Source organism: Micromonospora sp. C97 (assembly GCF_018070385.1).
Classification (GTDB): Bacteria; Actinomycetota; Actinomycetes; order Mycobacteriales; family Micromonosporaceae; genus Micromonospora; species Micromonospora parva.
Genome location: NZ_JAGPXU010000001.1, coordinates 375,798 through 401,715, shown reverse-complemented (window position 1 = coordinate 401,715; position 25,918 = coordinate 375,798). Strand labels below are relative to the sequence as shown.

The window sequence follows — 25,918 nt, the reverse complement described above, 5'->3', positions numbered from 1 at the left end:
GCTATGACTGTCACCGGACCGTTTCCCGGATTCCTTTCCCTGGGCTCTGCGAAGGAGTCATTTCTGCAGTTACAGGGCTGTCAACAATGGACAGTCGGTCCGGGAAAGCCGCGAGAACCTTCGAAGGAGCACGATGTCTGACCACCCTGCCCCGTCCGCCCGGGCCCGCGCCCTGGTCCGCGGTGCCTACGACACGCACGTCCACGTGGCCCCTGACGTCATGGCGCGGCGGATCGACGATGTCGATCTGGCGTACCGGTGTGCCGAGGTCGGGCTCGCCGGTTTCGTCCTCAAGTCCCATTACGTGGCCACGGCCGAGCGGGCGGCCGTCGTCCGCAAAGTGGTCCCCGGCGTCGACACGCTCGGCGCGATCACTCTCAACGGCGCCATGGGCGGCATCAACCCGGTCGCCGTTGAGGTCGCGGCACGGCAGGGCGCGCGCATCGTCTGGATGCCGACGGTGGACTCCGGAAACCAGCGGCGTAACACCGCCGCCGACCTGCCGGGTGCCACGCCGGCGATGTGGGGGGCGTTCCAAGCCGATCTGCACAGCCAGGGCATCGTGCCGGAGCCGGTCGAGGTCGTCGACGACGAAGGGCGCGTTCTCGAGCGGGTACGCCAGGTGCTGCGGGTGATAGCCCGGCACGACATCACACTCGCCACCGGACACCTGAGTGGCGACGAGATCGTCGCCGTCGTCCGGGCCGCCCGCGAAGAGCGCGTACGCCGGATCGTGGTCACCCATCCCGAGTTCACGTCCCAGCGGCTGCCGGCCGAGCAGCAGCGGGAGTTGGCCGAGGCGGGTGCCCTGTTGGAACGCTGCTTCACCACCCCGCACTCGGGCAAGGTCGCCTGGCTGGAGCTGTTCGCCACCATCCGGGCGGTCGGCACGGCGCACTCCGTCCTCTCCAGCGACCTCGGGCAACCCTTCAACCCGCCGGTCGAGGACGGTCTGGCGCTCTTCGCCGACCGCCTGCTCGACGCCGGCTTCACCGATGAGGAGATTCACGTCATGGCTGTGGTCAACTCCCGTCGTCTGGCGATGCCCAAGGCGACGGTGCCAGCATGAGCGCGCGGCGACTGCTTGTGGTGGGTGCTCACTCGGCCGACTTCGTCTGGAGGGCCGCGGGGGCGATCGCCAAACACACAATGGCGGGTGGTGAGGCTGTCGTGCTGGCACTCTCCTACGGAGAACGGGGCGAGTCCGGCGAGCTCTGGAAAGACCCGAACCAGACGGTGGAGAACGTCAAGCGGCTGCGGCACGCGGAGGCGGAGCGCGCTGCCGCCATGGTCGGCGCCCGCCTGGAGACGTTCGATCTCGGCGACTACCCGTTGCGGATCAGGGACGAGGACATCGACCGCCTGGCCGCGCTGATGCGGGAGTACGCGCCGCACGTGGTGGTCACCCACCCGGACCGCGATCCCTTCAACCCGGATCACCCGGTGGCGCACACCGCAGTGGCGACCGCCCGGCAGCTCACCGCGGGAGCCGGGGTGTCCAGCGGCTTCCGGACCGCCCCGCCCTCGGAGTTCCTGGTCTTCGAACCGCACCAGCCCGAGCTGTGTGGGTTCGTCCCCACCGTCTTCGTCGACATCACCGATGTGATGGCGGCCAAGCAGGAGGCGATGGCGTCGATGGGCGCCCAGGGCTACCTGCGCGACTACTACACGCAGCGGGCCGATCAGCGTGGTAACCACGCCCGCCGGGTGACCGGCGACCCCGGCATTCGGCAGGCCGAGGCGTTCCAGCGATTGATCCCGAACGTGGTGGGGGCTCTGTGAGCGAGTTTCGTGACGTGGCGGTCGTCGGACCGGGTGTGATCGAGACATTGGCTGCCGGCGGGGTGGCGACCGTCTACGAGGCTGCCGGCAGGTCTGGCCTGCTCGACGTCGACCTTGTCCAGATCGTTCCGGGCACTCGGGTCGCCGGTGTGGCCCGGACCGTCCGCTGCGGTCAGGACGACAACCGGGCCGTGCACGAGGCGATGACGCTGGTGCGCCCCGGCGACGTGCTCGTACTCACCATGCCCGAGCCCGCCCCGGTAGCCCTGATCGGTGAGCTGCTGGCCAGCCAGGCCAAGGTCGCTGGCGCGGCGGGCCTGCTGGTGGACGCGGCGGTACGCGACCTGGATGAGCTCCGGGAACTCGGGCTGCCGATCTGGGCCCGATGGCAACGGGTCCGAGGCGCGACCAAGCGGGCGCGGGGCTCGCTCGACGTCGCGGTCCACGTGGGTGGGACGACCGTCAACCCGGGAGACGTGGTGGTGCTCGACGCCGACGGTGCCGTGGTCGTAGCGCGGGAGAGTGCGGCCGAGGTGGCCGCCGCGACGCGGAGTCGGATCGAGAAGGAGACGCGGCTGCGGGCCCGGCTGGATGCCGGTGAGTTCAGCTACGACCTACACGGAATGCGGGCGCAGGACGAGGCCGCCGGGTGAGCAGGAGCGCCGATCGTCGGGCGCCGAGCAGCGGCAGTTGCAGAAGTCCGGCGAGGGCTGAGCGCTTTGGCTTTCACCCAGTGAAAGCGCCAGTCCCCACCGTGGGCACCACACGCGATGATGCGACTCCATCGACGTCCGTGCGCATGGAGGTCCGGTCGGATGGCATTCGCGCGTAACCAGTGGTATGTGGCGGCCTACGGCAGTGAGGTGGGGCGCGGCCTGCTCGCCCGCACGGTGCTCGGTGAGCCGTTGGTGCTGTACCGCACCGGTGCCGGGAAGGCGGTGGCGCTCGCCGACCGGTGCGTGCACCGGCGCTTCCCGCTCTCGGAGAGCCGGCTCGACGGCGACACGATCGTCTGCGGCTACCACGGCTTCACCTACGACCCGAGCGGTGCGTGTGTCTTCGTACCCGGTCAACAGCGCATCCCGCGTACCGCGCGGGTGGTCTCGTTCCCGGTGGTGGAACAGGACTCCTTCATCTGGGTCTGGATCGGCGACCTGGACCGGGCCGACCCGGCCGCGATTCCCCGCGCACCCTGGCTCGCCGACCCGCGCTACGCGGTGGTGCGGGGCATGGCGCCGCTGAACGCGCGGTACAGCCTGCTGGTGGACAACCTCCTGGACCTGTCCCACGAGACCTACCTGCACGGCGGCTACATCGGCACGCCGGAGGTGGCGAACACCCCGATCACCACCGAGGTGGACGAGGACCGGGGGATCGTCTACGTCAGCCGGCACATGGACGACGCCGAGTGCCCGCCGTTCTACGCGCGCTCGACCGGGATCCAGGGCCGGATCACCCGGTGGCAGGACATCGAATACCACCCGCCCTGCCTCTACCTCCTGCACAGCCGCATCGCGCCGCAGGGTGTCTATCCGCCCGCCGAGGGCGAGGACAGCGAGGCGTTCCACGCCGAGATCGTGTACGCCATCACCCCGTCGACGGAGCACACCACCTATGACTTCTGGGCGGTGGCGCGCGACTTCGCCATCGACGACGAGTCGGTCAGTGAGTACCTGCACCACAGCAACCACACGGTGGTCATGCAGGACGTGACCGCGCTCAACATCCTGGAGCAGGTGCTCGTGACCGAACCGGACCGGTACCAGGAGTTGAGCATCAACATCGACACCGGTGGCCTGGCCGCCCGGCGGCTGCTGGCCCGGATGGTCGGGTCGGGGACGGTGGGAGCGGCGCGGTGACGTCCCGGGCCGGCACGCTCACCGGGGAGCGGGTCTACCGGATCCACTGGGTGCCCGGCACCGACACCCTGCGCGGGATCTGCCACTGTGGTGCCGAGCGCCTCGCCGAGGAACCGGTCGAGTTGTGGGAGTGGCTGCTCGCCCACCCGCAGGGCCACCAGGGCCCGGCCGTGCCGGTGCCCGGCCCGCCGAGGCGGCTGGCGATGCGCGGGTGACAGTGGACGCGCTGACCGGGGTGGAACTGGTGGTCGCCGGACGCGATCAGGTGGCCGCCGACGTGGTGGCGCTGCGCCTGTGTCGTGCCGACGGCGGTGAGCTGCCCGAGTGGACGCCCGGCGCGCACATCGACCTGGAGTTGGGCGGCGGACTGGCCCGTCAGTACTCCCTCTGTGGCGACCCGGCGGACCGGTCCGTGCTGCGGATCGCGGTGCGGCGCGACCCGGACGGACGCGGCGGCTCCCGGCTGGTGCACGAGCGGCTCACCGTCGGCGCGACCGTCCGGGTGAGCGGACCCCGCAACACCTTCCCCCTGGTCCCGGCGCGGCGGTACCTCTTCGTCGCCGGTGGCATCGGCATCACCCCCCTCGCGCCGATGGTCGCCGCCGCCGACGCCGCGGGCGCGGACTGGCGGCTGGTGTACGGGGGACGCACCCGCGCCACCATGGCCTTCGCCACCACCCTGCGGGAGAAGTACGGCGACCGGGTGAGCCTGCACCCGCAGGACGAGACCGGGTTGCTTGACCTGGCCGGGTTGCTGGGCCGGCCCGGCACCGGGCTCGTCTACTGCTGTGGGCCGGAACCACTGATCACCGCGGTGGAGGAGCTGTGCCGCGGTTGGCCTCCCGGCTGCCTGCACGTCGAGCGGTTCACCGCGCGGGGCGACACCGGCGCGCCGGACACCACGATCGAGGTCGAACTCGCGCTCTCCGGGCGGACGGTGACGGTGCCGCCGGGCACGCCGATCCTGCGGGCGGTGGAGGAGGCCGGCGTGCAGGTCCTCTCGTCCTGCCGGGAGGGCACCTGCGGTACCTGCGAGACCCCGGTGCTCGCCGGCGTGCCGGAGCATCGCGACAGCCTGCTCACCGCGCAGGAGCGGGCCGCTGGCGACACCATGATGATCTGCGTGTCCCGGGCCCGTACGCCCCGACTCGTGCTGGAGCTGTGAGCGCCCGGCGTGGGCGGGGATGATGACGGGGTGCGCGCAGAGCCGGGGCGGTCGGTGACGAGCAAGGTGCTGGCGCTGCTCGACGCGTTCAGCCCGGCCACCCCGGCGTTGACCCTGAGCGAGTTGGCGCGGCGCACCGGGATGCCACTGCCCACCGTGTACCGGCGGGCCGCGGAGCTGGTCGCGTGGGGGGCGCTGGAGCGCGGCGACGACGGCCGGTACCGGATCGGTCTGCGGCTGTGGGAGGTGGGTTCGCTCGCTCCGCGGGGCCTGGGGCTGCGGGAGCTGGCCCTGCCGGTGATGGAGGACCTGTACGAGGTGACCCACGAGAACGTCCAGTTGGCCGTGCGGCAGGGCCTCGAACTCGTCTTCATCGAACGGATCGCCGGGCGGCACGCGGTGCCCGTGCTCACCCGGGTGGGGGGTCGCTTCGCGTTGCACGCCACCGGGGTCGGGTTGGTCCTGCTCGCCCACGCGCCCGCCGAGGTGCAGGAGCGGGTGCTGGCCGCGCCGCTGGAGCGGTACACCGAACTGACCATCACCGACCCTCGGCGGCTGCGCGGCTGCCTCGCCGAGGTGCGCCGGGCCGGGTACGCGGTCAGCGACCGTCAGGTCACCATGGACGCCCTGTCGGTGGCCGCGCCGATCCGCGTACCGGAGGGTGTGGTGGCGGCGATCTCACTGGTGGTCGCCCACGACCGAGCCGACCCGGTGGCGCTGGCCCCGCTGGTACAGGCCGCCGGCCGGGTGGTCTCCCGGGCGCTGAACAACGCCACCGGCCCTGCCGTCTGATGTAGACAGACTGCAAATCGTTGACGCCCGGTCAAATTCTGCATTACGTTGCCGGTGCGCGTGTTACTCCCCACCTTCGTGCGCGGATCGGCATCGACGAAAGGGAGCACCTCATGGCACTGGACGGCAAAGTCGCCATCGTCACCGGCGCCGGGCGGGGTCTCGGCCTCGCCTACGCGCAGGAGTTGGCGCGCCGCGGCGCCTCGGTCGTGGTCAACGACGTCGACGCCGAGGCCACCGCCGACGCCGTGGCGGCGATCGAGGCGTCCGGCGGCCGGGCCGTCGCGGTGGTCGCACCGGTCGGCCCGACCGAGACCGCGAAGGAACTCGTCAGCACGGCCGTCGAGCGCTTCGGGCGGCTGGACATCCTCGTCACCAACGCCGGCGTGCTGCGCGACACGGTGCTGTGGAAGATGAGCGACGACGACTTCGACACCGTCATCAACGTGCACCTGCGCGGCACGTTCACCACTGTGCGTGAGGCGGTGCGGCACATGCGGCAGGCCGGCGAGGGCGGGCGGATCATCTGCGTCGGGTCACCCACCGGGCAGCGGGGCACCTTCGGCCAGACCAACTACGCCGCCGCCAAGGCGGGCATCGTCGGCATGGTCCGTACCTGGGCGCTCGAACTCCAGCGGGCCGGCATCACCGCCAACACCGTCGTACCGGTCGCGGCGACAACGATGACCGCCACCGTCCCCTACTTCGCCGCGGCGGTGCGGGCCGAGGCGAACGGCGAGCCGATGCCCGCGTTCTTCCGGCACGAGCTGGGGTTCGGCACGGCGGACGACGCGGCCGGGCTCGTCGCGTTCCTCGGCTCCGACGCGGCGGCCTCGGTGACCGGGCAGGTGATCGGGGTCGGCGGCGACCGCCTGCAGATCTGGACCCACCCCGAGGCCGCGCTGACCGCGCACCGCGAGGGCGGCTGGACGTACGACGCGCTCGTGCAGGCCTGGCCGACGACGTTCGCGGGTGCCGCGCAGAGCGTCGGTGAACGCTTCCCGAAACTCCCCGAGGAGTTCGCGCCCCCGACGTCCTGACCGGCCCGAACAGACCCGCCGACGGAGGGTGGCCCGATGTACCAGTCCGCGATCGACCTCGACGACGTCACGGCGATCGACATGCACGTGCACATCGAGGTCGACGACCACGGGCACACCTCGCTGCCCGAGCCGCTCGTGGCGGCGGCGTCGGCGTACTTCAAGACGGACGGCCCACGGCCCGCTGTCGACGCGGTGGCACAGTACTACCGCGAGCGGCGGATGGTGGCCGTCGTCTTCACAGTGGACGCGCGTACGCAACTGAAGCACCAGCCGCTGTCGAGCACCGCCATCGCCCGCGCGGCGGCCGAGCACGCCGACGTGCTCATCCCGTTCGGGTCGGTCGACCCGCGCACCGGGGGAGCGGCAGTCGAGCTCGCCGACCGGCTGATCCGGGAGGAGGGGGTCCGGGGCTTCAAGTTCCACCCCACGGTGCAGGGCTTCGATCCCCGCCACGACGAGTACGCGCCACTGTGGGGCCTGCTGGAGCGGGCGGGGGTCCCGGCGCTCTTCCACACCGGGCAGACCGGCATCGGCGCGGGTACGCCGGGCGGTCACGGTCTGCGGCTCGGCCTGTCGAATCCGATGCTGCTCGACCCGATCGCCGCCGACTTCCCCGACCTGCAGATCATCATGGCGCACCCGTCGGTGCCCTGGCAGGACGAGGCGTTGTCGGTGGCCACGCACAAGCACAACACCTGGATCGACCTGTCCGGCTGGAGCCCGAAGTACTTCCCGGCCGAGTTGGTGCGCTACGCGAACTCGCTGTTGAAGCGACGGGTGCTCTTCGGCACCGACTACCCGATGCTCACCCCCGACCGGTGGCTGCGCGACGTGCAGAGCACCGACCTCAAGCCGGACGTGCTCCCGGGCATCCTGAAGGACAACGCGGCCCGACTGCTGGGCCTTGCCGCCCGGTGACGACGAGAGGACATGCGATGACGACGACAATCACCTACGACCGGCTCGGCGACCTCGCCGGCACCGACCTCGGTCACACCGGCTACCGCACCGTCACCCAGGACCAGGTGGACCTCTTCGCCGACGCGACCGACGACCACCAGTGGATCCACGTCGACCCGGAACGCGCGAAGACCGGCCCGTTCGGCGCGCCGATCGCGCACGGCTTCCTCACCCTCTCGCTGGCGGTGCCCTTCTGGACCGAGTTGCTCGAGGTCAAGGGTGTGACCACGAAGGTGAACTACGGCCTCGACAAGGTGCGTTTCCCCGCACCGGTGGTGGTCGGGGCGCGGGTGCGGATGCGGGCCACCGTCGCCGAGGTGGTCGAGGTTCCCGGCGGCTACCAGCTCACTGTCGACCAGACGATCGAGATCGCGGGCGGGAGCAAGCCGGCGGTCGTCGCGCGAGGGCTGTACCGCTTCTACGCCTGAGCCCGGGGGCGACCGTCGAGCCGGGCGAGCACACCACCTCCACCCCCGGGAGAATGATGATGCAGCAGCACGGAATCGGCGCCTGGGTGGCCAAGCGCCGGCTCAAGTCCCCGGACCAGATCGCGATCATCCACGACCGTTCGCCGCTGACCTACGGACAGTTCGCCGACGCCACGGACCGGATCTCGGCGGTGCTGCGGGAGCGGGGCGTCGGCAAGGGCGACCCCGTCGCCTACCTGGGCGAGAACAGCCCCGAACTGCTCGAGGTGATGTTCGCGGCGGCCCAGGTCGGTGCCGTCTTCGTGCCGATCAACACGCGGCTCGCCGTCCCCGAGATCGCCTACGTCCTCGCCGACTGCGGCGCGCGGGTGCTGATCCACGACCCGGATTTCGCGGTGCCGGTGGCCGCCGCCGTGTCGGCCGCCCGGACCCCGTACGTCATCGTCAACGGCGACGGCACCGCGGACCGACCCGGGCTGGCCCACCTGACCCGGGCGGCCGGCGGCCTCACCGACCACGCCGACACCACCCACGAGGATCCGGCGGCGATCGTCTACACCTCGGGCACGACCGGCCGGGCCAAGGGCGCGGTGCTGACCCACGGCAACCTCACCTGGGTGGCGCTCAACTGCGTGGTCGACTACGACGTCGTCTCCACCGATGTCGCGCTCATGATCTCGCCGCTGTTCCACGTCGCCTCGCTCGGGATGGGCGCCCTGCCGGTGATCCTCAAGGGCGCCACGATGGTCATCGAGAAGGGCTTCGAGCCGGGGCGCGCGCTCGCGCAGATCGAGCGGTACGGGGTCACCATGCTCAGCGGCGTACCCACCACCTACCAGCTGATGGCCGACCACCCCGCCTGGGCGTCGACCGACCTGTCGACGTTGACGAAGCTCACCTGCGGAGGTTCGGCGGTGCCGGCCCGGATCCTCAACGCGTACGAGGCGCGGGGTCTGTCGTTCTCGCAGGGTTACGGCATGACCGAGGCCGCGCCGGGGGCCACCGCGCTGCCGCCGGCGATGACCCGCGTCAAGCAGGGCAGTGTCGGCCTGCCGCACTTCTTCACCGACGTGCGGATCACCGACGCGGCCGGCGCGGTGGTGCCCACCGGCGTCGTCGGTGAGATCGAGGTCGCCGGACCCAACGTCTTCCCCGGCTACCACGGGCTCGCGGAGGCGACCGCCGAGGCGTTCACCGCCGACGGGTGGTTCCGCTCCGGCGACCTCGGCCACCTGGACGCCGACGGCTACCTCTACATCACCGGCCGCCTCAAGGACATGATCATTTCGGGGGGCGAGAACATCTACCCGCTCGAACTCGAGCAACTGCTCACCGAGGTCGACGGGGTCACCTCGGCGGCGGTCATCGGCGTACCGGACGAGCGTTGGGGCGAGGTGCCGTGGGCGATAGTGACGGTCCGGGAGGGCGCGTCAGTGGACACCGCCACCATCCGGGCTCACCTCGACGGCAGGATCGCGCGCTACAAGCTGCCGAAGAACGTCGTCATCGTGGACGAGCTGCCGCGGACGGCGTCGGGGAAGGTGCGGAAGGCCGATCTGCGGGCCCGATTCGGCGCCTAGCCGCGGGCCGGGCCGCGACGAGGTCGGCGAACTCCGCCGCGGACGCCCCGGCCAGCTTCTCGTGCATCCGGCGGTAGGTCTCCACCGACCTGGTGGCGGGCCACTGCGCGTCCATGAACTCGGCGGGCAGCCTCGGGTCGGCGCGCAGCAGCGCAAGCCAGTCCGCCACCAGCATCGTCCGTACGGTGAGGGCGCTCGGCGCCAGCGTCGCCGCGGACGGGTCGTCCCACACGTCGATGAAGGCGAGGTGGGCGCGCCGGATCGCCTCGATGTCCCACGCCGCGCGTACGCTCTCGCCGATCGGGAACCCGGCGAGTTCGCGGGCGTGGAAGGCGACCACGGTGTTGGGTGCGAGGTCCTGGCGCAGCGGCTCCAACGACCCGGCGAGGTCGACCTCGCCGGGCGCGAGCCAGAGCCCGTCGCGGATCGGCGCGAAGCCCTCCCAGGTGAGGGTGGAGCGCAGCCGGTGCCGCAGCATCCGCTGGCCCTCCGGGATCGAAAAGGTGACCAGGGTCCAGCCGCTGCCCTGCGGGTCGAACGGCCGGGGGCCGCGAACGCGGTCCTTCGCCTCGCGCAACACCGCCGCGCCGTGTTCGGTCAGCGAGAACAGCGTCTCCCGGCCGCTGCGGCTACGGGCGAGGATGCCGCTGTGCACGAGCCGGTCGAGGGTCGCGCGGGTGGCCGGCGCGGCCACGTCCGCACCCTCCAGCACGGTGATCAGGACGCTCGCCCGGATCGGCCCGGTGTCACCGTCGACGACGTGCTCGCCGAAGAAGGCGAGCAACAACTGCTTCGGCTGACGACTACCCACAGCCCTTCCCTTCGGCGAACTCGTTGACCTGGCCGTCGGTCACGGCGCGGATCACGGGGCCACCGCCTGCCCGCGCTTGGCCCGCTGGATCTGGTCGTAGACGTGCGTCCGCAGTTGCGTGAAACGGGGCAGGGCGCGGGTCGTGATCTGATCGCGCTCCGGCGGCAGGTCGATCGCGAGGTCCTCCTGGACCCAGGTCGGCGACGTGGACAATACTAGAACCCGCTGACCGAGATACACCGACTCGTCGATGTCGTGGGTGACGAAGACAACTGAGATGTTGCGGCTCGCGTGCAGCTCCCGCACCAGGTCCTCCAGGTCGGCCCGGGTCTGCGCGTCCACCGCGGCGAACGGTTCATCCATGATCAGGACGTCGGGCTGGTAGGCGATCGCCCGCGCGATCGCCACCCGCTGTTGCATCCCCCCGGAGAGCTGCCACGGGTGGCTGCGTGCGGCGTGCGCGAGGCCCACCGCCTCAAGGGCGTCGACGACCAGCCTGCTCCGGGCCGCGCGGGTCAGCTTCTTGTGCCGCAACGGAAGCTCGACGTTGCCGCGTACGGTGAGCCAGGGGTAGAGGCTGCGTCCGTACTCCTGGAACACGACGGCCATCGCCGGGCTGGGCCCGGTCACCGGCGCGCCGTCCATCTCGACCACGCCGCTGGTGGGCCGCAGCAGGCCGGCCAGGCATTTCAGCAGGGTGGTCTTGCCGCACCCGGACGGCCCGACGACGCAGATGAGCTCGCCGGCGTCCATCGTGAAACTGATGTCCCCGATCGCCTCGACGTCGCCGGTCGCGGACTCGTAGACCTTCCGCAGGTGCTCCACCCGCAGCAGGGTGCGCCGGTCAGACACGGTTGACCTCCCTGATTCGGTGGTACCAGCGCAGCACGCGCCGTTCGACGAGACCGAAAGCGACTGCGAGGAAGACGCCGACGAGACCGAGCAGGAGGATTCCGCTCCACATCTCGGCGATCAGGTAGTTGCGCTGGAAGTAGGCGATCCGGTAGCCGAGGCCGGACGACGAGGCGAACATCTCGGAGATGACCATCAGGATCAGCGCCACCGAGAGGGCCTGGCGGGCCCCGGCCATGATCCGTGGGCTGGCGGCTGGGAGCACCAGGAACCAGAGCCGCTCCCACCGGGAGACCTGAAACGATCTCGCGGTCTCCTTCATGACGCTGTCGGTGCCCCGGACACCCTCGATGGTGTTCAACAGGATCGGCCACACCGCGCCGGAGACGATCACGACCACCTTCATGGTGTCCGTGATCCCGAGCAGGAGCATGGCCACCGGGATCAGCACCGGTGGCGGGATGGCCCGGAGGAACTCCAGCAACGGTTCGAGGAGGTCCCGCAACCACTGGGTCAGGCCGATGACGGTGCCGGCGGCGATGCCGAGCACGATCGACGCGGCGATGCCGAGGCCGAGGCGGGCGAGGCTCGGCAGCACGTCCTCGACGAACGCCGGCCCGACCCAGGTCTGCCGGAAGGCCTCGGCGATCGTCAGCGGGTCGGGGAAGAACGTGCTCGTCGCCCTCGTCGCCACCACGCCCCAGAGCACCAGGAGCAGAATCGGCAGCCCCAACGGGTACGCGAGGCCCGCCGCGATCCGGGACCCGACCGTCCGACCACGCCGCGTGGCGGCGATCCGCCCGGTGTACGCGGTCACAGCGGCTCCTCCCCTCGTACCGACTGGTGCCACGACAGCACCCGACGCTCGACGAACCGGAAGACGATGTTCACCGTGAGGCCGAGCAGGCCGGTGACCACGACCAGCGCGTACAGGCCGGGGGCGTCGCCGGCGGACCGGGACAGTTCGATCATGCGCCCGAGGCCGGGGTTGCCGATCACCATCTCCGCGGTGATGGCGAGGATGAGCGCGACCGCCGCCGCGAGCCGCAGCCCGGTCATGAGGTACGGCAGGGTGGTCGGCAGGACCAGGTGCGACAGTTGCTCCCGCCGGGTCAGGCCGAAACTGCGGGCGGTGTCGCGGGCCACCGCGTCGACGTCGGCGACACCGTAGATCACCTGCACGAACACCTGCCAGAACGACGCGTAGATGATGATGACGAGGGCCGCCTGCCGCTGGATGCCGAACATCAGCACGGCGAGCGGGATGAGGGCGACCGACGGGATCGGCCGCAGGAACTCGACCATCGTGTGGGTCGCGCGCCGCAGGAAGGGCACCAGCCCGACGACGGTGCCGAGGACGACGGCGGCGATTGTCGCCACCGTCAGGCCGATCGCCCAGGACGTCATGGTGCTGCCCAGCCGCCGCCAGAACGCGAGGTCGACGAGCTGCTCGAACAGCCGCGCCAGCACGTCCGTCACGTACGGCAGGTACAACGGGTTGATCAGGCCCAACGTCGGGATCAGTTGCCAGATGAGGAGGAAGCCGGTCAGGCCGACGACGCCCAGCATCGCCCTGCGCAACGCGCGCAGTCGTCGGGTGGAGGGAACGCGCATGTCACTCCCGTCGTCAGGCGGTGCGGCGAGGCCCTCCCCGCACCGGGGCCGGGGAGGGCGGGATCGCGCCGGCTACTGCTGCTGGATGAGACGGTCGAGGTTGGGTTGCTTGTCGAGCACCTTGTACTTCAGGGCGAGTTCGGCGAGCGTCTGCAGGCTCTGCCGGTCGACGTCCCAACCGAACTCCGGCAGCCGCACCGAGTCGGCCACCGGTGGCGGCAGCTCCAGGTTGTCCTTGATGGCCTGCCGCAGTGCCGCCTCGTTGGCGGGGTCCTTGGCCCACTCCAGCGTCTTCTTCATCGCCGCCGTGAAGTCCTCGACCAGCTTGGCGTCCTTCTCGGTGCGTTCCTTGGTGGTGATGGTGGTGAGCGTGGTCAGGCCGGGCACCACCGCCTGGTAGGGCGCGACGACGAAGGTGTCGCCGCGGCCCTTGAGCTGCGTCACGAACGGCTCCGGCACCCAGGCGGCGTCGATGTTTCCGGATTCGAGTTGGGCCGGGGCGTCCGGGAACGCGACCTCGACGAACTTGATCGTCGACGGATCGCCGCCGTCCTTCTCGACCGCCGCCATGATCGTCACGTCGCCGGCGGCGCCCAGGCTGTTGACCGAGACCCGTTTGCCGGCGAGGTCGGCCGGGCGCTTGATGCCGGACTTCGCCGAGGCCACCACGGCGTTGATGTCGTCGCCGTCGGCGTACGAGGAGGCGTAGTTGCCGATGATGACGACACCGAGGTCGCGCAGGTCGGCCCGGAACGGGCCGAACGGCTGGCCGATCGCGAAGTCGATGTCGCCGTTCATGAGCGCGGGAATGGCCTGCGCGCCGCCCTGGGCGGGCAGCACCTCGACCTGGAGGCCGCGTTCGGCGAAGAGGCCCGCCTTGATGCCACCCCACAGCGCGGCGGTCTCGGTGATGGGCAGCGCCGCGACCCGGACCGGGCGCAGGTCGCCGGAGTCCTGATCGGACGGTCTGGACGCGTCGGAGTCGGTACATCCGGTGAGGGCGATCGCGGTAGCGGCGATCAGCCCGAGAGCCATGACCTTCTTCATTGACGAGGCCCTTCCTGGGCGGGGGTGGTGGGTGCGTCGGAAGTCGGCGGATGCCTCGGATCTGCAGGTGAACTACCGCTGCGTGGGGGCGCACGCCGCTGTGGTGGCCATGGTCAGTCACGCCGGCATCGAAAGTCAATAATTTCTGACGCCCGTCATGGATAAGTTGAACAACGCGACGTCACGCCGGCTCCCGTTCACACCTCGGGCAGGCCCACGTAGTTCTCCGACAGGCTCCTGGCGTACGCCTCGGAGGTGGTGACATACCTCAGCGTGGCGATCTGCAGCTTCGACTCGTACGGGTCGTCGCGCTCCAGCCGGTGCAGCATGGAGGTCATCCACCAGGAGAAGTGCTGGGCCCGCCAGACCCGGCGCAACGCCGTGGCCGAGTAGCCGTCCAGCAGATCGGTGCGGCCCTCGTCGTACCACGCGGCGAACGCGTCACCGAGCAGCGCGACGTCGGCGAGAGCCAGGTTCATCCCCTTGGCGCCGGTCGGTGGGACGATGTGGACGGCGTCCCCGGCCAGGAACAGCCGCTCCCACCGCATCGGCTCGACCACGAAACTGCGCATTGGCGTGATGGACTTCTCCAGGATCGGTCCCTCGTTGAGTGACCACCCCGGCACCGTCTCCAACCGGGTCCGCAGCTCCGCCCAGATCCGCTCGTCCGGCCACGCGGCGATGTCCTCGTCCGGTGCGACCTGCAGATACAGCCGGGAGATCTCGGGGGAGCGCATGCTGTAGAGGGCGAAACCCCGCTCGTGGTTGGCGTAGATGAGCTCGTCCACGGCTGGCGGCGCGGCGGCGAGGACACCCAACCAGGCGAAGGGGTACGCCCGCTCGTAGGTGGTCAGCACACCCTCGGGCACCGCGCCCCGGCTCACCCCGTGGAACCCGTCGCAGCCGGCCACGAAGTCGCAGCGCAGCTCCTCGTCGTGCCCGTCGCGTCGAAAGTGGACCACCGGCGAGTCCGAGTCGAGACCGTCCAGACGTACCGCGTCGGCCTCGAAGAGAATCGAGCCACCGGCCGCGAGCCGGGCGGCGATCAGGTCCTTGACCACCTCCTGCTGCCCGTAGACGGTGATCGCCCGCCCGGTCAGGTCCGCCATCGGCACCCGGTGCGACTCCCCGGCGAAGCGCAGCTCGATGCCCTCGTGACGCAGTCCCTCCCGGCGCAGCCGTTCACCCACACCGCTGCGACAGAGCAGGTCGACCGAGCCCTGTTCGAGCACGCCCGCCCGGAGCCGGTGCTCGACGTGGTCGCGGCTGCGGCTCTCCAGCACCACGGACTCGATGCCGCGCAGGTGCAGCAGGTGCGACAGCATCAGCCCCGCCGGTCCCGCGCCGACGATGCCGACCTGGGTACGCATCTCCGGCATGCTCCTCTCCTCCGGTGTCAGAACGGGTAGCGCGTGATGGTGCCCTGCACGGTGAGCCACTGGGTCTCGGTGAACGCCTCGACGTTCGCCGCCGGCCCGCCGAACCGCGAGCCGGTGCCGGAGGCTCCCACCCCACCGAACGGCGCCACCGCCTCGTCGCTCACCGTCTGGTCGTTGATGTGCACGATTCCGCTGGGGATCCGGTCGGCGAGCGCCATCGCCTTCATCACGTCGCGGCTCAGGATGCCCAGTGACAGGCCGTACTCGGTCTGCCGGGCCAACTCCACCGCCTCGTCCTGGTCGGTGAACGTGATCACCGGCGCGACCGGGCCGAAGACCTCCTGGGCGTACGCCGGGGTCGCGGGGGTGACGTCGGTGAGCACCGTCGGCCGGTAGAACAGCCCCTCGTACGTGCCCCCGGCCGCCAGCCGGGCGCCCGCGTCGACGCTTGCCGTGACCAGTGCGTGGATCTTGTCGCGCTGGTGCTCGTCGATGATCGGTCCGAGCGCCACCTGCTCCTTCGCCGGGTCGCCGACGGGCAGGTGGTTCGCCTTCTCCGCCAGCCGCTCGACGTACCGTTCGGACAGGCTCTCGTGCACCAGGTGCCGGCCGGTGGTCATGCAGATCTGGCCCTGGTGCAGGAACGACCCCCAGGCTCCGGCGGAGACCGCGAGGTCCAGGTCGGCGTCGTCGAGCACGATCAGCGCCGAGTTGCCACCGAGTTCGAGGTGGGCGCGTTTGAGGTGGCGTGCCGCCGCCTCGCCGACCAGGCGACCGGCCGCAGTCGAGCCGGTGAAGCTGATCACCCGCACGTTCGGGTCGGCCACCAGCGCCTCGCCGACGTCGACCCCGCCGGGCAGGACGTGCAGCAGCCCGTCGGGCAGGCCGGCCTCCTCGAAGACCCGGGCGATCGAGATGCCACCGCAGACCGCCGTGCGCGGATCGGGCTTGAGCACCACCGCGTTGCCCAGCGCCAGGGCCGGGGCGACGGAGCGGGTGGCCAGGATGAGCGGGAAGTTGAATGGCGCGATGACTCCGACGACGCCGACGGGCAACCGGCGAGCCAGGCTGAGTCGCGGTTGGGCGCTCGGAATGATCTCGCCGAGCGGGTGCGAGGCCAGCGCCGCCGCCTCGTAGCACTCCTGCGCCGCGGTGTCGGTCTCCACGCCGGCCTTGGGTGCGATGGACCCGGCCTCCCGCACGATCCAGTCGCCGATCTCGGCGGCGTGCCGCTCGAACAGGTGCCCGGCCCGGCGCAGCACCGCGGCCCGCTCGGCGTATCCGGTGGCGGCCCAGGCGCGCTGGGCGGCGGCGGCGCGGGCGCAGGCGCGCGTCACGTCCTCGGCGTTCGCCACGCCCACCTGGGCGATCTCCTCGCCGGTGGCGGGGGACCGCACGGGCGCCGTGCCGCCGGCCGGTTCCACCCAGCCGTCGCTGTGCAGCGTGCCCTGCCAGGTCATGGCGTCCAGCAGTGTCATGGCGGTCCTCCTCGGAGCGTGGGGCCGGTGGGGTGGTGACGGGTGACCCGGTGGGCTCTCCGTTCGCGCGCAGGGGCCCAGACGTGTTCGCTGACCGAACGGGCGTTCTCTGTAAGAACGTTGGCACGTGGTCGGTCCCGCGTCAACGCATCGTCGACGGTGAGCGCCGAGCACTGTGGACGGCGTGGCCGGGCCCGGTGAACCTGTCGTTGACTGACGCCATCCGCCCGTCGTACGTTCGAGATGAGCACGGCAGTCCGCATAGCGAACAGCGGGCAGCACTGTTGTCGCGGGAGGCGGGAGGCCCATGGCGAAGCTCGTCTCGCTGGCCGAGGGCGTGGCGCAGCTGGTCCACGACGGTGACGTGGTGGCCCTGGAAGGGTTCACCCACCTCATTCCGTTCGCCGCCGGTCACGAGATCATCCGTCAGGGGCGGCGGGACCTGACCCTCGTGCGGATGACCCCCGACGTCATCTACGACCAGCTCATCGGCGCCGGCTGCGCCCGTCGCCTGGTCTTCTCCTGGGGCGGCAACCCGGGCGTCGGGTCGCTGCACCGCTTCCGCGACGCCGTGCAGCACGCCTGGCCGCGCCCACTCGAACTGGAGGAGCACAGCCACGCGGGCATGGCGAACCGGTACGTCGCCGGGGCGTCCGGGCTGCCGTTCGCCGTCCTGCGCGGCTACACCGGCACCGACCTGCCCCGGCACACCACCAACATCCGCCCCATCACCTGCCCGTTCACCGGCGAGACGCTCACCGCCGTCCCCGCCCTGCGTCCCGACGTGACGGTGGTGCACGCCCAGCGCGCGGACCGCAACGGCAACGTGCAGATGTGGGGCATCACCGGGGTGCAGAAGGAGGCGGTGCTCGCCGCCCACCGGTCACTGGTCACCGTCGAGGAGATCGTGGACGAGTGGGAACCCGTACCCGGGCAGGTCGTCCTGCCCGGCTGGGCGGTCACCGCGGTGGCCGAGGTGCCCGGCGGCGCACACCCCTCCTACGCCCACGGTTACTCGGTGCGCGACAACGACTTCTACCGGGACTGGGACGCCGTCAGCCGACACCGCGACACCTTCCGCGCCTGGCTGGACGAGCACGTGCACAGGGCCGGCGCGGCGGCATGAGTCAGCGCAGCGAGCGAGGGGAACGCGATGGCGGACTGGACCGCGGACGAGATGATGACCGTCGCCGCGGCGCGGCAACTGCGCGACGGCACCGCCTGCTTCGTCGGGATCGGGTTGCCCAGCACGGCGGCGAATCTCGCCCGGGCGACGCACGCCCCGAACCTGGTCCTCATCTACGAATCCGGGTGCCTCGGCGCGAAGCCGGACCGGCTTCCGCTCTCCATCGGAGACGGGGTCCTCGCCGACACCGCTGACGCGGTGGTGTCGGTGCCCGAGGTGTTCAACTACTGGCTCCAGCCCGGCCGGATCGACGTGGGTTTCCTCGGCGCCGCCCAGCTCGACCGGTACGGCAACATCAACACCACCGTCGTCGGCGGTGACTACGACACCCCGAAGGTCCGGCTGCCCGGAGCCGGTGGCGCCCCGGAGATCGCCGCCTCCTGCGGCGAGGTCGTGGTCATCGTCCGGCAGGACCTGCGGACGTTCACCGAACGGGTCGACTTCGTCACCTCGGTCGGGTACGGGACGGGCCCGGGCGACCGGGAACGGCTCGGCCTGCGCGGCGGCGGTCCCCGCATGGTGATCACCGACCTCGGCGTGCTCGAACCCGACCCGGTCACCCGCGAACTCACGCTGACCCACCTGCACCCCGGCGTGACGCGGGAGCAGGCACGGGCGGCCACCGGCTGGGACCTCGCCGTCGCCGAGGAACCGGCCGCCACTGCGCCACCGACGGCCCACGAACTCGCGGTGTTGCGGGCGCTGGAAGCGACGAAGTCCGACAGGAGACGACAATGACCACTCAGGACACCCGGGCCGGCGGCGGCCTGGTGCTGCCGCGGTACCGACGCGACGACGTCGACGCCCACCCGCCGTTGCTCAGTCCCGGCTACAGGTCGACGGTGGCGCGGGCGCCGAAACACCCACTGATCCACCTGCCGCAGCGGCTGACCGAGATCACCGGGCCGTTGCTGGGGGAGGGGCGGCTCGGCCCGCTCGACCACGACCTGACCCGCCAGCACGACGGCGAACCGCAGGGACAGCGGATCATCGTGCACGGCCGGGTCCGCGACGGTGACGGTCGACCGGTACCCCGCACGCTCGTCGAGATCTGGCAGGCCAACGCCGCCGGACGGTACCGCGACGCCCGCGACACCTGGCCGGCCCCGCTCGACCCCCACTTCACCGGGGTGGGTCGGGCGCTCACCGACGACCAGGGGCGGTACCGGTTCATCACCGTGCAGCCCGGCGCGTACCCCTGGCGTAACCACGACAACGCCTGGCGGCCGGCGCACATCCACTTCTCCCTCTTCGGCCGCGCGTTCACCCAACGGCTGGTGACGCAGATGTACTTTCCGGGCGACCCGCTCTTCTTCCAGGACCCGATCTTCAACTCGGTCCGCGACCCGAAGGCCCGGGAACGGATGATCGCCCGGTACGACCACGCCACCACGACACCGGAGTGGGCGCTGGCGTACGAGTTCGACATCGTGCTGCGGGGCCGGGAGAGCACCCCCTTCGAGGACGAGGACGACGATGAGTGAGCGGTTGGGTGTCATGCCCGCGCAGACCGTCGGGCCGTACCTGCACATCGGCCTGCGCTGGCCCGACGGCCCGTACGTCGTGCCCGAGGGCACGCCCGGCGCGTTCTGGATCAGGGGCCGGATCGTCGACGGCACCGGGACGCCGGTGGTGGACGCGATGGTGGAGAGCTGGCAGGCCGACCCGGACGGCCGGTTCGACCACCCGGACGACCCTCGGGGGGCCCGGCCGCCAGTGCTCGCCGGCTTCCGCGGATTCGGGCGCAGCGAGACCGACGGGCAGGGGTGGTACCGGTTGTTGACAGTCAAGCCGGGGGCGCTGCCCGATCCGGAGGGCGGCACCGAAGCCCCTCACCTCACCCTGTCCGTCTTCGGGCGTGGGCTGCTGCACCGCCTCGTCACCCGGCTCTACTTCCCCGACGAGCCGGCGGCGAACGCCGTTGACCCCGTGCTGCGCGGCGTCGACGCCGACCGCCGCGACACCCTGCTGGCGACACCCGCAGCGGACGGGTTCCGGTTCGACATCCACCTGCAGGGCGCGCATGAGACCGTCTTCTTCGCCGTCTGACGGGCTGCTCGGCGGCCTCTCCGGCACCTCGGACGTCGACGCGGAACTCAGCGACCCGGCAGTGCTCCAGGCGATGCTCGACGCGGAGGCCGCGCTGGCCCGGGCCGTGGCGGACGCCGGCATCATGCCCGCACCGGCCGCCGAGGCGATCGCCGCGCGGTGCCGCGCCGAGCGGTACGACCCGGGGGCTCTCGGCAGGGCGGCCGACGCCACCGGCAACCCGGTCGTTCCGCTGGTGGGTGAGCTGACCGCCGCCGTGCCGGAGCACCACCGGGCCTGGGTGCACTTCGGAGCGACCAGCCAGGACGTGCTGGACACCGCGCTGGCCCTGGTGGCGGTGCGGGCGCTCGGGCCGCTGCTGCGGCACCTCGACACCGCGGTGGACGCCGCCGCCCAGCTGGCCGACGCCCACCGGGACACCGTGATGGTCGCCCGGACCCTCGGTCAGCAGGCGGCACCCACCACGTTCGGGCTCAAGGCCGCCGGCTGGTTGACCGGGCTGGCCGAGGCCCGGGACCGGCTGCGGCAGGCCGGCGTCGCGCAGCCCGCGCAGCTCGGTGGCGCGGTCGGCACCCTGGCCGCGTACGGCCCGGCCGGCGCCGACGTCGCCGAGCGGTTCGCGGCGCACCTGGGCCTCCCGCCGAGCCCGCTGCCCTGGCACACGCGCCGGCAGCCCTGGCTCGACCTGGCCACCGCCCTCGGTGGGCTCCTCGTGGCCGCCGGCAAGGTCGCGCTCGACGTCGGCCTGCTCGCCCAGAACGAGATCGCCGAGGTCGCCGAGGGTGGCGTCGGCCGGGGCGGCTCCTCGGCCATGCCGCACAAGCGCAACCCGGTGGACTCGGTCCTCGTCACCGCCGCGACACGACGCGGTCCCGGTCTCGTCGCCACAGTGTTCGCCGCGGCGGTGCAGGAGCACGAGCGGGCCGCCGGCGCCTGGCACGCCGAGTGGGAACCACTGCTCGACCTGCTGCACGTGACCGGTGGCGCCGCCGCGCGGTGCGCCCGGATGCTCGTCGGGCTGCGGGTCGACGCGCGGCGGATGCGGGCGAACCTCGACGCGACAGGGGGCGTCCTGCTCGCCGAGGCGGTCGCCGCGCGACTGACGCCCGCCGTCGGTCGCCGCGCCGCGCACGACCTGGTGACCCGTGCCGCCGCCGCGCCCTCGTTCCGCGCCGCGCTGCTCGCCGACCCCGAGATCCGCGCTCACCTGTCCGACACCGAGATAGCCGAGGCGCTCGACCCGCACCGCTGGCTCGGCTCGGCCGGGCGGTTCGTCGACAGGGCCCTTGTCGCCGTTCGGGGAGCGGACGGATGACCGCCCGGCTGCATCTCACCGTCGACGGTCCGGCCGTCGCCCCGGTGCTGCTGCTCGGCAGTTCCCTCGGCACCGCCGCCGCGATGTGGGACCCCCAGGTGCCGGCGCTCGCCCAACGGTTCCGGGTCATCCGGTACGACCACCTGGGCCACGGGCGCTCGGCGGTGCCGCCCGGGCCGTACACGCTGGACCTGTTGGGCCGGGAGTTGCTGCGGACGCTGGACGACCTCGACGTGCCGTGGGTCCACTACGCGGGGCTGTCCCTCGGCGGCATGGTGGGCATGTGGCTCGCCACGTACGCGCCCGAGCGGGTGCGCCGGCTGGCGCTGCTCTGCACGTCGGCGTCGCTCGGCCCACCCGAGCAGTGGCGGGACCGGGCGGCGACGGTGCGGGCCGAAGGGTTGCCGACGATCGCCGACGCGGTGGTGGCCCGCTGGTTCACCCCGGCCTTCGCCGCCGCCCGGCCGGAGGTGGTCGCCGCCCACCGCGCCATGCTGACCGCGACGCCCCCGGACGGGTACGCCGCCTGCTGCGAGGCGATAGCCGCGATGGACCTCCGACCCGACCTCGGCCGGGTCGCCGCGCCGACGCTGGTCATCGCCGGCGCGGACGACCCGGCCACCCCGGTGCCGCACGCCCGCGAGATCGTCGGACGCATCCCACGGGCTCGGCTGGCCGTGCTCGACGCGGCGGCGCACCTGGCCAACGTCGAGCAACCCGAGCAGGTGTGCCGACTCCTGTCGGAACACTTCCAGGAGGGACGTGATGAGGAATGAACGACAGCGAGCGGCACGAGGCGGGCATGACGGTACGTCGACAGGTGCTCGGCGACGCGCACGTGGACCGCGCGATCGCCGGCACCGACGAGTTCACCGCCGACTTCCAGGACTTCATCACCCGCTACGCGTGGGGCGAGGTGTGGAGCCGGCCCGGCCTCGACCGGCGTACCCGTAGTTGCATCACCCTCGCCGTGCTCGCCACCCTGCACCACGACGACGAGTTGGCGATGCACGTCCGGGCCGCGCTGCGTAACGGGCTGAGCCCGCAGGAGGTGGCGGAGGTCCTGCTCCAGGTCGGCGTCTACGCTGGTGTACCGGCGGCGAACCGGGCGTTCACGGTGGCCCGGGAGATCCTGCGGCAGGAGGCCGGGTGAGTGTGAGCGAGGAGGCGACCAGGTCGCCGGAGTTCGTTCAGTCGCTGGAGCGCGGCCTCGCGGTGATCCGCGCGTTCGACGGCGACCATCCGCAGCTCACCCTCAGCGAGGTGGCCAGGAGGACCGGGTTGACCCGGGCCGCCGCGCGCCGGTTCCTGCTCACCCTGGTCGAGCTGGGCTACGTGCACACCGACGGGCGGCTCTTCTCGCTGCGGGCCCGGATCCTCGAACTCGGCTACGCGTACCTGTCCAGCCTCAGCCTGCCCGAGGTCGCCCAGCGGCACATGGAGGCGCTGGTGGCGCGGGTGCACGAGTCCTGCTCGGTGTCGGTGCTCGACGGCGACGAGGTCGTCTACGTCGCCCGCGTGCCCACCAAACGGATCATGACGGTGGGGATCAGCGTCGGCACCCGGTTCCCCGCGTACGCCACCTCCATGGGCCGGGTGCTGCTCGCCGCGCAACCGGCGGAGTGGCTCGACGACTACCTCGCCACGGCGCAGCTGCGCCCGCTGACCCGGCGTACCGTCACCGACCCGGCGAAGCTGCGCGCCGTCCTCACGAAGATCGCCGCCCAGGGGTACGCGATCGTCGACCAGGAGTTGGAGGAGGGGCTGCGCTCGGTGGCCGCGCCGATCCACGGCGAGAACGGTTCGGTGATCGCGGCGGTGAACGTCTCCGCGCACGCCACCCGGGGGTCCTTCGAGATGATCCGCCGGGAGCTGCTCCCGCCGCTGCTGGCCGCCGCGAAGCGGATCGAGGAGGACATCCGTGGCGGTCTGAGCCGGTCACCGACGGCCGACGGGCTCAGCTCAGCGTGAGGGCCGGCGCGGTGACCGCCCGGGCCGGGCGCCGCAGATACCATTCGGCCACCGCAAGGTTGATCAGCCAGCCGGCGACCACCAGGCCGGCCCGGAGGTTCCCGTCGGGCTGTTCGCCGACCGCGATGAGGTACGGCGCGTGGGTGAACGCCTGGGTGCCGGCGCCCAACCCGATCGCGTAGCCGCGCACCATCCACCTGCGGTGCCGGTCGATGTCCCGGCGCAGCACGGCGGCGAGACCGAGCAGGATCGCACCGGCCATGACCGAGCCGAAGACGAGCCGCATGCCGGCGAGCACGTCGTTGTCGTGGGCCGGCAGGTCGTACCCGACGGCCATCCACATGCCGCTGAACGCGACAGTCAGCCCGCACGGCACGAGCACCCGACCGGCACGGCGGTGCCAACGGTGGCGGCGCAGCCGGGGTACGAACTGGAACGCGCCGAGGACCGTGTAGACCACCGCGCCGACGATGTGCAGCACCACCGGCAGCGGATCGGCGACGAAGCGGGCATTCTCCGGGGTGACCTGCGGCCCGGTGCCCAACTCGGTGAGCCGTCCCGCTCCGGCGAGCATCGGTATCAGGCCCAGCAGGATCAACGCGGCCGGCAGCCGCCACTCTCGCATCGTCATGCCACCGATGGTGGACGCCGTACCAGGCCCCGCTCATCGGCGCATGGGCCGCGATCCGGTCGGCCCATGGTCGGACACCGCCGTCGTACCTATGTCGCTCACCAGTGCCGCCGGCCGCGGTTGGTCTCGTACGCCCACATCGCCACCTCGACCCGGTTACGCACCCCCAGCTTGGTCATCAGGCTGGTCACGTGCGACTTGACGGTGCTCAACGTGATGTGCAGCTCCGCGGCGATCTCCTGGTTGGTGCGTCCCCGCGCGACGGCGACCAGGACCTGCTCCTCCCGGTCGGTGAGCGCGTCGATGGGCTGCTGGCGCGGCGCGGCCGGGTCCGCGTCGGCGAACGCCTTCAACAGCCGGGTGGTGACGCTCGGCGCGATCAGCGCGTCCCCGTTGGCCGCCGCGTGCACGGCCTGGCTGAGCAGCTCGGGACCGGCCTCCTTGAGCAGGAAGCCGCGGGCGCCGGCCCGCAGCGCCGCGTACACGTACTCGTCGAGGTCGAAGGTCGTGATGACGACCACCGCGAGCGGCTGCGCGACCGTTGGGCCGGCGAGCGCCCGGGTGGCCTCGATGCCGTCCATGCCGGGCATGCGAATGTCGAAGAGGCACACGTCGGGGCGCAGCCGCCGGGCGAGCTCGACCGCCTGCCGGCCGTCGCCCGCGCCGCCGACGACCTCGATGCCGGGCTGAGTGTTCAGGATGATGGTGAGGCCGGTGCGAACGATCTCCTGGTCGTCCGCCACGAGCACGCGAACCGTCACGCGCCGACCCCCTGGCGCGGGAGCACCGCCGTGACCGTCCAGCCACGGTCGGGATTGGGCCCGGCCTGGCAGGTGCCGCCGAGCAGATCGGCGCGTTCCTTCATGCCCGTCAGGCCGAAACCGGGTGAGCCGGTCGGCCCGGCGGCCCCGGCCTCGCCGTCGTCGCTGACCCGCAGCCGCACCGACGTGTCGTCGGCAGCGACGCTGACCTCGATGCGGGTGGCGTGCCGGGCATGGCGACGGGCGTTGGTGACCGACTCCTGAGCCAGGCGGTAGAGCGCGGAGCCGACACCGGGCGCGAGGTCGTTGAGGTCGCCGCGCAGATCCACCTCGACGTTCGGCCCGGTGCGGAACTGGCCGGCGAGCCGCCCGATGTCGGCGACCTGCGGGTGTGGCTCCCGGTCGGCGGGCTGGTCGTGGCGCAGGACGCGGACCATCGCGCGCATCTCGGCGAGCGCACGGGACGCCTCGGCCTCGATGGTGCGCAGCGCCTCGACGGCTGCGTGCGGCTGGCTCGCCGACACGGCGATGCCGGCCTGGGCGCGGATCGCCATCGCCGACACGTGGTGGGCCACCGTGTCGTGCAGGTCGCGGGCGAGTCGTTCCCGTTCCAACAGCTTCACCCGATCGAGCTCGCGCAGCCGGGCGGCGGCCCGGAAGCGGATCGCGACACCCAGCGTGGCGGCGGCGAACATCACCGCGAAGCCGGCGACGAGTTCCCCGCCGTCGATCGAGCCGACCACACCGGCGGCGGTCACCTTCGCCACCACGAAGAACGACCCGATCACGGCATCGCGACCGGAGCCCCACCGCAACAGCGCGTAGACCAGCAGGACCAGGAAGCTCGCCGTGAACAACTGACAGGGATCGCCGGGCAGCACGAACGGGGCGACAGTCGTGCCGCCGAACGCGATCACCACCATCGCGAGCGGCCTGGTCCGTCGCCAGAGGATGGTGGGCAGCAGCGCGAGCGCGACGACGACGCAGCCCACCCGCCACGGCAGATCGGGTCGGAGAGCGCCTTCCACCAGCATCGCCGGCGTCAGGACCGCGATCACCGCCCAGTCGCGCCACAGCCGGGACGGCGCGGGTGAGACACGCGGCTCGGCCAACACCGCGTGCAGGCGAGGGTGCATGGGATCCATCGTACGAACGGTGGTGCGACTCCAGATCGTCCCAAAGTACGACCGGTGGCTACCGGGTGGCCTGCCTCGC

At 71.7% G+C, this 25,918-nt stretch carries 29 protein-coding genes; 19 read left to right on the top strand and 10 right to left on the bottom strand.

Annotated features, from left to right (window positions below):
* The first annotated feature begins 133 nt into the window (after window positions 1-133).
* From KBX26_RS01745 to KBX26_RS01695, 11 genes are all read left to right on the top strand, one after another.
* A complete protein-coding gene (locus KBX26_RS01745; RefSeq protein ID WP_030330734.1) occupies window positions 134-1,069 on the top strand; it encodes a DUF6282 family protein in 936 nt (311 codons plus the stop codon).
* The gene (locus KBX26_RS01740; RefSeq protein WP_030330732.1) at window positions 1,066-1,782 is read left to right on the top strand and encodes a PIG-L deacetylase family protein; all 717 of its coding nucleotides are present in this window, start codon (window positions 1,066-1,068) and stop codon (window positions 1,780-1,782) included. Before KBX26_RS01745 ends, KBX26_RS01740 begins: the two co-directional genes overlap by 4 nt.
* Window positions 1,779-2,435 (top strand): 4-carboxy-4-hydroxy-2-oxoadipate aldolase/oxaloacetate decarboxylase, encoded by a 657-nt coding sequence (locus KBX26_RS01735; protein ID WP_209444527.1) that lies wholly within the window; start codon window positions 1,779-1,781, stop codon window positions 2,433-2,435. Before KBX26_RS01740 ends, KBX26_RS01735 begins: the two co-directional genes overlap by 4 nt.
* Window positions 2,436-2,597: 162 nt before the next feature.
* Window positions 2,598-3,641: an aromatic ring-hydroxylating dioxygenase subunit alpha gene (locus KBX26_RS01730; protein WP_210864518.1), complete on the top strand. Its 1,044-nt coding sequence runs from the start codon at window positions 2,598-2,600 to the stop codon at window positions 3,639-3,641.
* A complete protein-coding gene (locus tag KBX26_RS01725) occupies window positions 3,638-3,856 on the top strand; it encodes a hypothetical protein (protein ID WP_030330728.1) in 219 nt (72 codons plus the stop codon). Before KBX26_RS01730 ends, KBX26_RS01725 begins: the two co-directional genes overlap by 4 nt.
* Window positions 3,853-4,806, top strand: a complete 954-nt coding sequence (locus tag KBX26_RS01720; protein WP_307857729.1) for a PDR/VanB family oxidoreductase — start codon at window positions 3,853-3,855, stop codon at window positions 4,804-4,806. The genes KBX26_RS01725 and KBX26_RS01720 overlap by 4 nt, the downstream gene beginning before the upstream one ends.
* 30 nt (window positions 4,807-4,836) lie before the next feature.
* Entirely contained in the window at window positions 4,837-5,598 is a 762-nt protein-coding gene (locus KBX26_RS01715) for an IclR family transcriptional regulator (RefSeq protein ID WP_210857442.1), read from the top strand.
* Window positions 5,599-5,711: 113 nt separating this feature from the next.
* Window positions 5,712-6,638: an SDR family NAD(P)-dependent oxidoreductase gene (locus KBX26_RS01710; RefSeq protein WP_210864517.1), complete on the top strand. Its 927-nt coding sequence runs from the start codon at window positions 5,712-5,714 to the stop codon at window positions 6,636-6,638.
* A gap of 36 nt (window positions 6,639-6,674) precedes the next feature.
* Window positions 6,675-7,559, top strand: a complete 885-nt coding sequence (locus KBX26_RS01705) for an amidohydrolase family protein (RefSeq protein ID WP_030330717.1) — start codon at window positions 6,675-6,677, stop codon at window positions 7,557-7,559.
* Window positions 7,560-7,576: 17 nt separating this feature from the next.
* A complete protein-coding gene (locus KBX26_RS01700; protein WP_210864516.1) occupies window positions 7,577-8,029 on the top strand; it encodes a MaoC family dehydratase in 453 nt (150 codons plus the stop codon).
* Window positions 8,030-8,088: 59 nt separating this feature from the next.
* Window positions 8,089-9,609, top strand: a complete 1,521-nt coding sequence (locus tag KBX26_RS01695; protein WP_247680075.1) for a long-chain fatty acid--CoA ligase — start codon at window positions 8,089-8,091, stop codon at window positions 9,607-9,609.
* Here KBX26_RS01695 and KBX26_RS01690 read toward each other — a convergent pair.
* The 7 genes from KBX26_RS01690 to KBX26_RS01660 form a co-directional block, all read right to left on the bottom strand.
* The gene (locus tag KBX26_RS01690; RefSeq protein ID WP_036411154.1) at window positions 9,533-10,420 is read right to left on the bottom strand and encodes a PaaX family transcriptional regulator C-terminal domain-containing protein; all 888 of its coding nucleotides are present in this window, start codon (window positions 10,418-10,420) and stop codon (window positions 9,533-9,535) included. The genes KBX26_RS01695 and KBX26_RS01690 overlap by 77 nt on opposite strands.
* Before the next feature lie 51 nt (window positions 10,421-10,471).
* Window positions 10,472-11,272: an ABC transporter ATP-binding protein gene (locus KBX26_RS01685; RefSeq protein WP_210864514.1), complete on the bottom strand. Its 801-nt coding sequence runs from the start codon at window positions 11,270-11,272 to the stop codon at window positions 10,472-10,474.
* Window positions 11,265-12,089, bottom strand: coding sequence for an ABC transporter permease (locus KBX26_RS01680; RefSeq protein WP_307857728.1), 825 nt, complete (start codon window positions 12,087-12,089; stop codon window positions 11,265-11,267). Before KBX26_RS01680 ends, KBX26_RS01685 begins: the two co-directional genes overlap by 8 nt.
* Window positions 12,086-12,886 carry an ABC transporter permease gene (locus tag KBX26_RS01675; RefSeq protein WP_051708302.1) on the bottom strand — a complete coding sequence of 267 codons (801 nt, stop codon included), beginning with the start codon at window positions 12,884-12,886 and terminating at the stop codon, window positions 12,086-12,088. Before KBX26_RS01675 ends, KBX26_RS01680 begins: the two co-directional genes overlap by 4 nt.
* A gap of 72 nt (window positions 12,887-12,958) precedes the next feature.
* On the bottom strand, window positions 12,959-13,933 hold the full coding sequence (locus KBX26_RS01670; protein WP_210864513.1) for an ABC transporter substrate-binding protein: 975 nt from the start codon (window positions 13,931-13,933) through the stop codon (window positions 12,959-12,961).
* Window positions 13,934-14,130: 197 nt separating this feature from the next.
* A complete protein-coding gene (gene pobA / locus KBX26_RS01665; protein ID WP_247680074.1) occupies window positions 14,131-15,312 on the bottom strand; it encodes a 4-hydroxybenzoate 3-monooxygenase in 1,182 nt (393 codons plus the stop codon).
* Window positions 15,313-15,329: 17 nt separating this feature from the next.
* The gene (locus tag KBX26_RS01660; protein WP_210864512.1) at window positions 15,330-16,790 is read right to left on the bottom strand and encodes a benzaldehyde dehydrogenase; all 1,461 of its coding nucleotides are present in this window, start codon (window positions 16,788-16,790) and stop codon (window positions 15,330-15,332) included.
* Between the two features lie 307 nt (window positions 16,791-17,097).
* On the opposite strand from KBX26_RS01660, the gene KBX26_RS01655 reads away from it, so the two are divergent.
* From KBX26_RS01655 to KBX26_RS01620, 8 genes are read left to right on the top strand one after another with little or no spacing between them, the layout of a single operon-like run.
* Window positions 17,098-17,916, top strand: coding sequence for a CoA transferase subunit A (locus KBX26_RS01655; RefSeq protein WP_030330700.1), 819 nt, complete (start codon window positions 17,098-17,100; stop codon window positions 17,914-17,916).
* A gap of 27 nt (window positions 17,917-17,943) precedes the next feature.
* Complete coding sequence (locus KBX26_RS01650; protein WP_210864511.1) at window positions 17,944-18,714, top strand: CoA-transferase subunit beta; 771 nt, start codon at window positions 17,944-17,946, stop codon at window positions 18,712-18,714.
* Entirely contained in the window at window positions 18,711-19,460 is a 750-nt protein-coding gene (pcaH, locus tag KBX26_RS01645; RefSeq protein ID WP_210857437.1) for a protocatechuate 3,4-dioxygenase subunit beta, read from the top strand. Before KBX26_RS01650 ends, pcaH begins: the two co-directional genes overlap by 4 nt.
* Complete coding sequence (gene pcaG, locus KBX26_RS01640; RefSeq protein ID WP_030330694.1) at window positions 19,453-20,025, top strand: protocatechuate 3,4-dioxygenase subunit alpha; 573 nt, start codon at window positions 19,453-19,455, stop codon at window positions 20,023-20,025. Before pcaH ends, pcaG begins: the two co-directional genes overlap by 8 nt.
* On the top strand, window positions 20,000-21,340 hold the full coding sequence (gene pcaB, locus KBX26_RS01635) for a 3-carboxy-cis,cis-muconate cycloisomerase (RefSeq protein ID WP_210864510.1): 1,341 nt from the start codon (window positions 20,000-20,002) through the stop codon (window positions 21,338-21,340). The genes pcaG and pcaB overlap by 26 nt, the downstream gene beginning before the upstream one ends.
* The gene (gene pcaD / locus KBX26_RS01630; RefSeq protein WP_247680073.1) at window positions 21,337-22,116 is read left to right on the top strand and encodes a 3-oxoadipate enol-lactonase; all 780 of its coding nucleotides are present in this window, start codon (window positions 21,337-21,339) and stop codon (window positions 22,114-22,116) included. Before pcaB ends, pcaD begins: the two co-directional genes overlap by 4 nt.
* The gene (gene pcaC, locus KBX26_RS01625) at window positions 22,113-22,493 is read left to right on the top strand and encodes a 4-carboxymuconolactone decarboxylase (RefSeq protein WP_210864509.1); all 381 of its coding nucleotides are present in this window, start codon (window positions 22,113-22,115) and stop codon (window positions 22,491-22,493) included. The genes pcaD and pcaC overlap by 4 nt, the downstream gene beginning before the upstream one ends.
* The gene (locus tag KBX26_RS01620) at window positions 22,490-23,311 is read left to right on the top strand and encodes an IclR family transcriptional regulator (RefSeq protein WP_307857727.1); all 822 of its coding nucleotides are present in this window, start codon (window positions 22,490-22,492) and stop codon (window positions 23,309-23,311) included. The genes pcaC and KBX26_RS01620 overlap by 4 nt, the downstream gene beginning before the upstream one ends.
* Here the strand turns inward: KBX26_RS01620 and KBX26_RS01615 are convergent.
* The 3 genes from KBX26_RS01615 to KBX26_RS01605 all read right to left on the bottom strand — a co-directional run bounded on the left by KBX26_RS01615 (window position 23,298) and on the right by KBX26_RS01605 (window position 25,839).
* Window positions 23,298-23,942, bottom strand: a complete 645-nt coding sequence (locus KBX26_RS01615; protein WP_210857561.1) for a DUF2306 domain-containing protein — start codon at window positions 23,940-23,942, stop codon at window positions 23,298-23,300. The genes KBX26_RS01620 and KBX26_RS01615 overlap by 14 nt on opposite strands.
* Before the next feature lie 98 nt (window positions 23,943-24,040).
* Entirely contained in the window at window positions 24,041-24,703 is a 663-nt protein-coding gene (locus KBX26_RS01610) for a response regulator transcription factor (RefSeq protein ID WP_030330683.1), read from the bottom strand.
* Window positions 24,700-25,839 carry a sensor histidine kinase gene (locus KBX26_RS01605; RefSeq protein ID WP_210857562.1) on the bottom strand — a complete coding sequence of 380 codons (1,140 nt, stop codon included), beginning with the start codon at window positions 25,837-25,839 and terminating at the stop codon, window positions 24,700-24,702. Before KBX26_RS01605 ends, KBX26_RS01610 begins: the two co-directional genes overlap by 4 nt.
* Window positions 25,840-25,918: the final 79 nt, after the last annotated feature.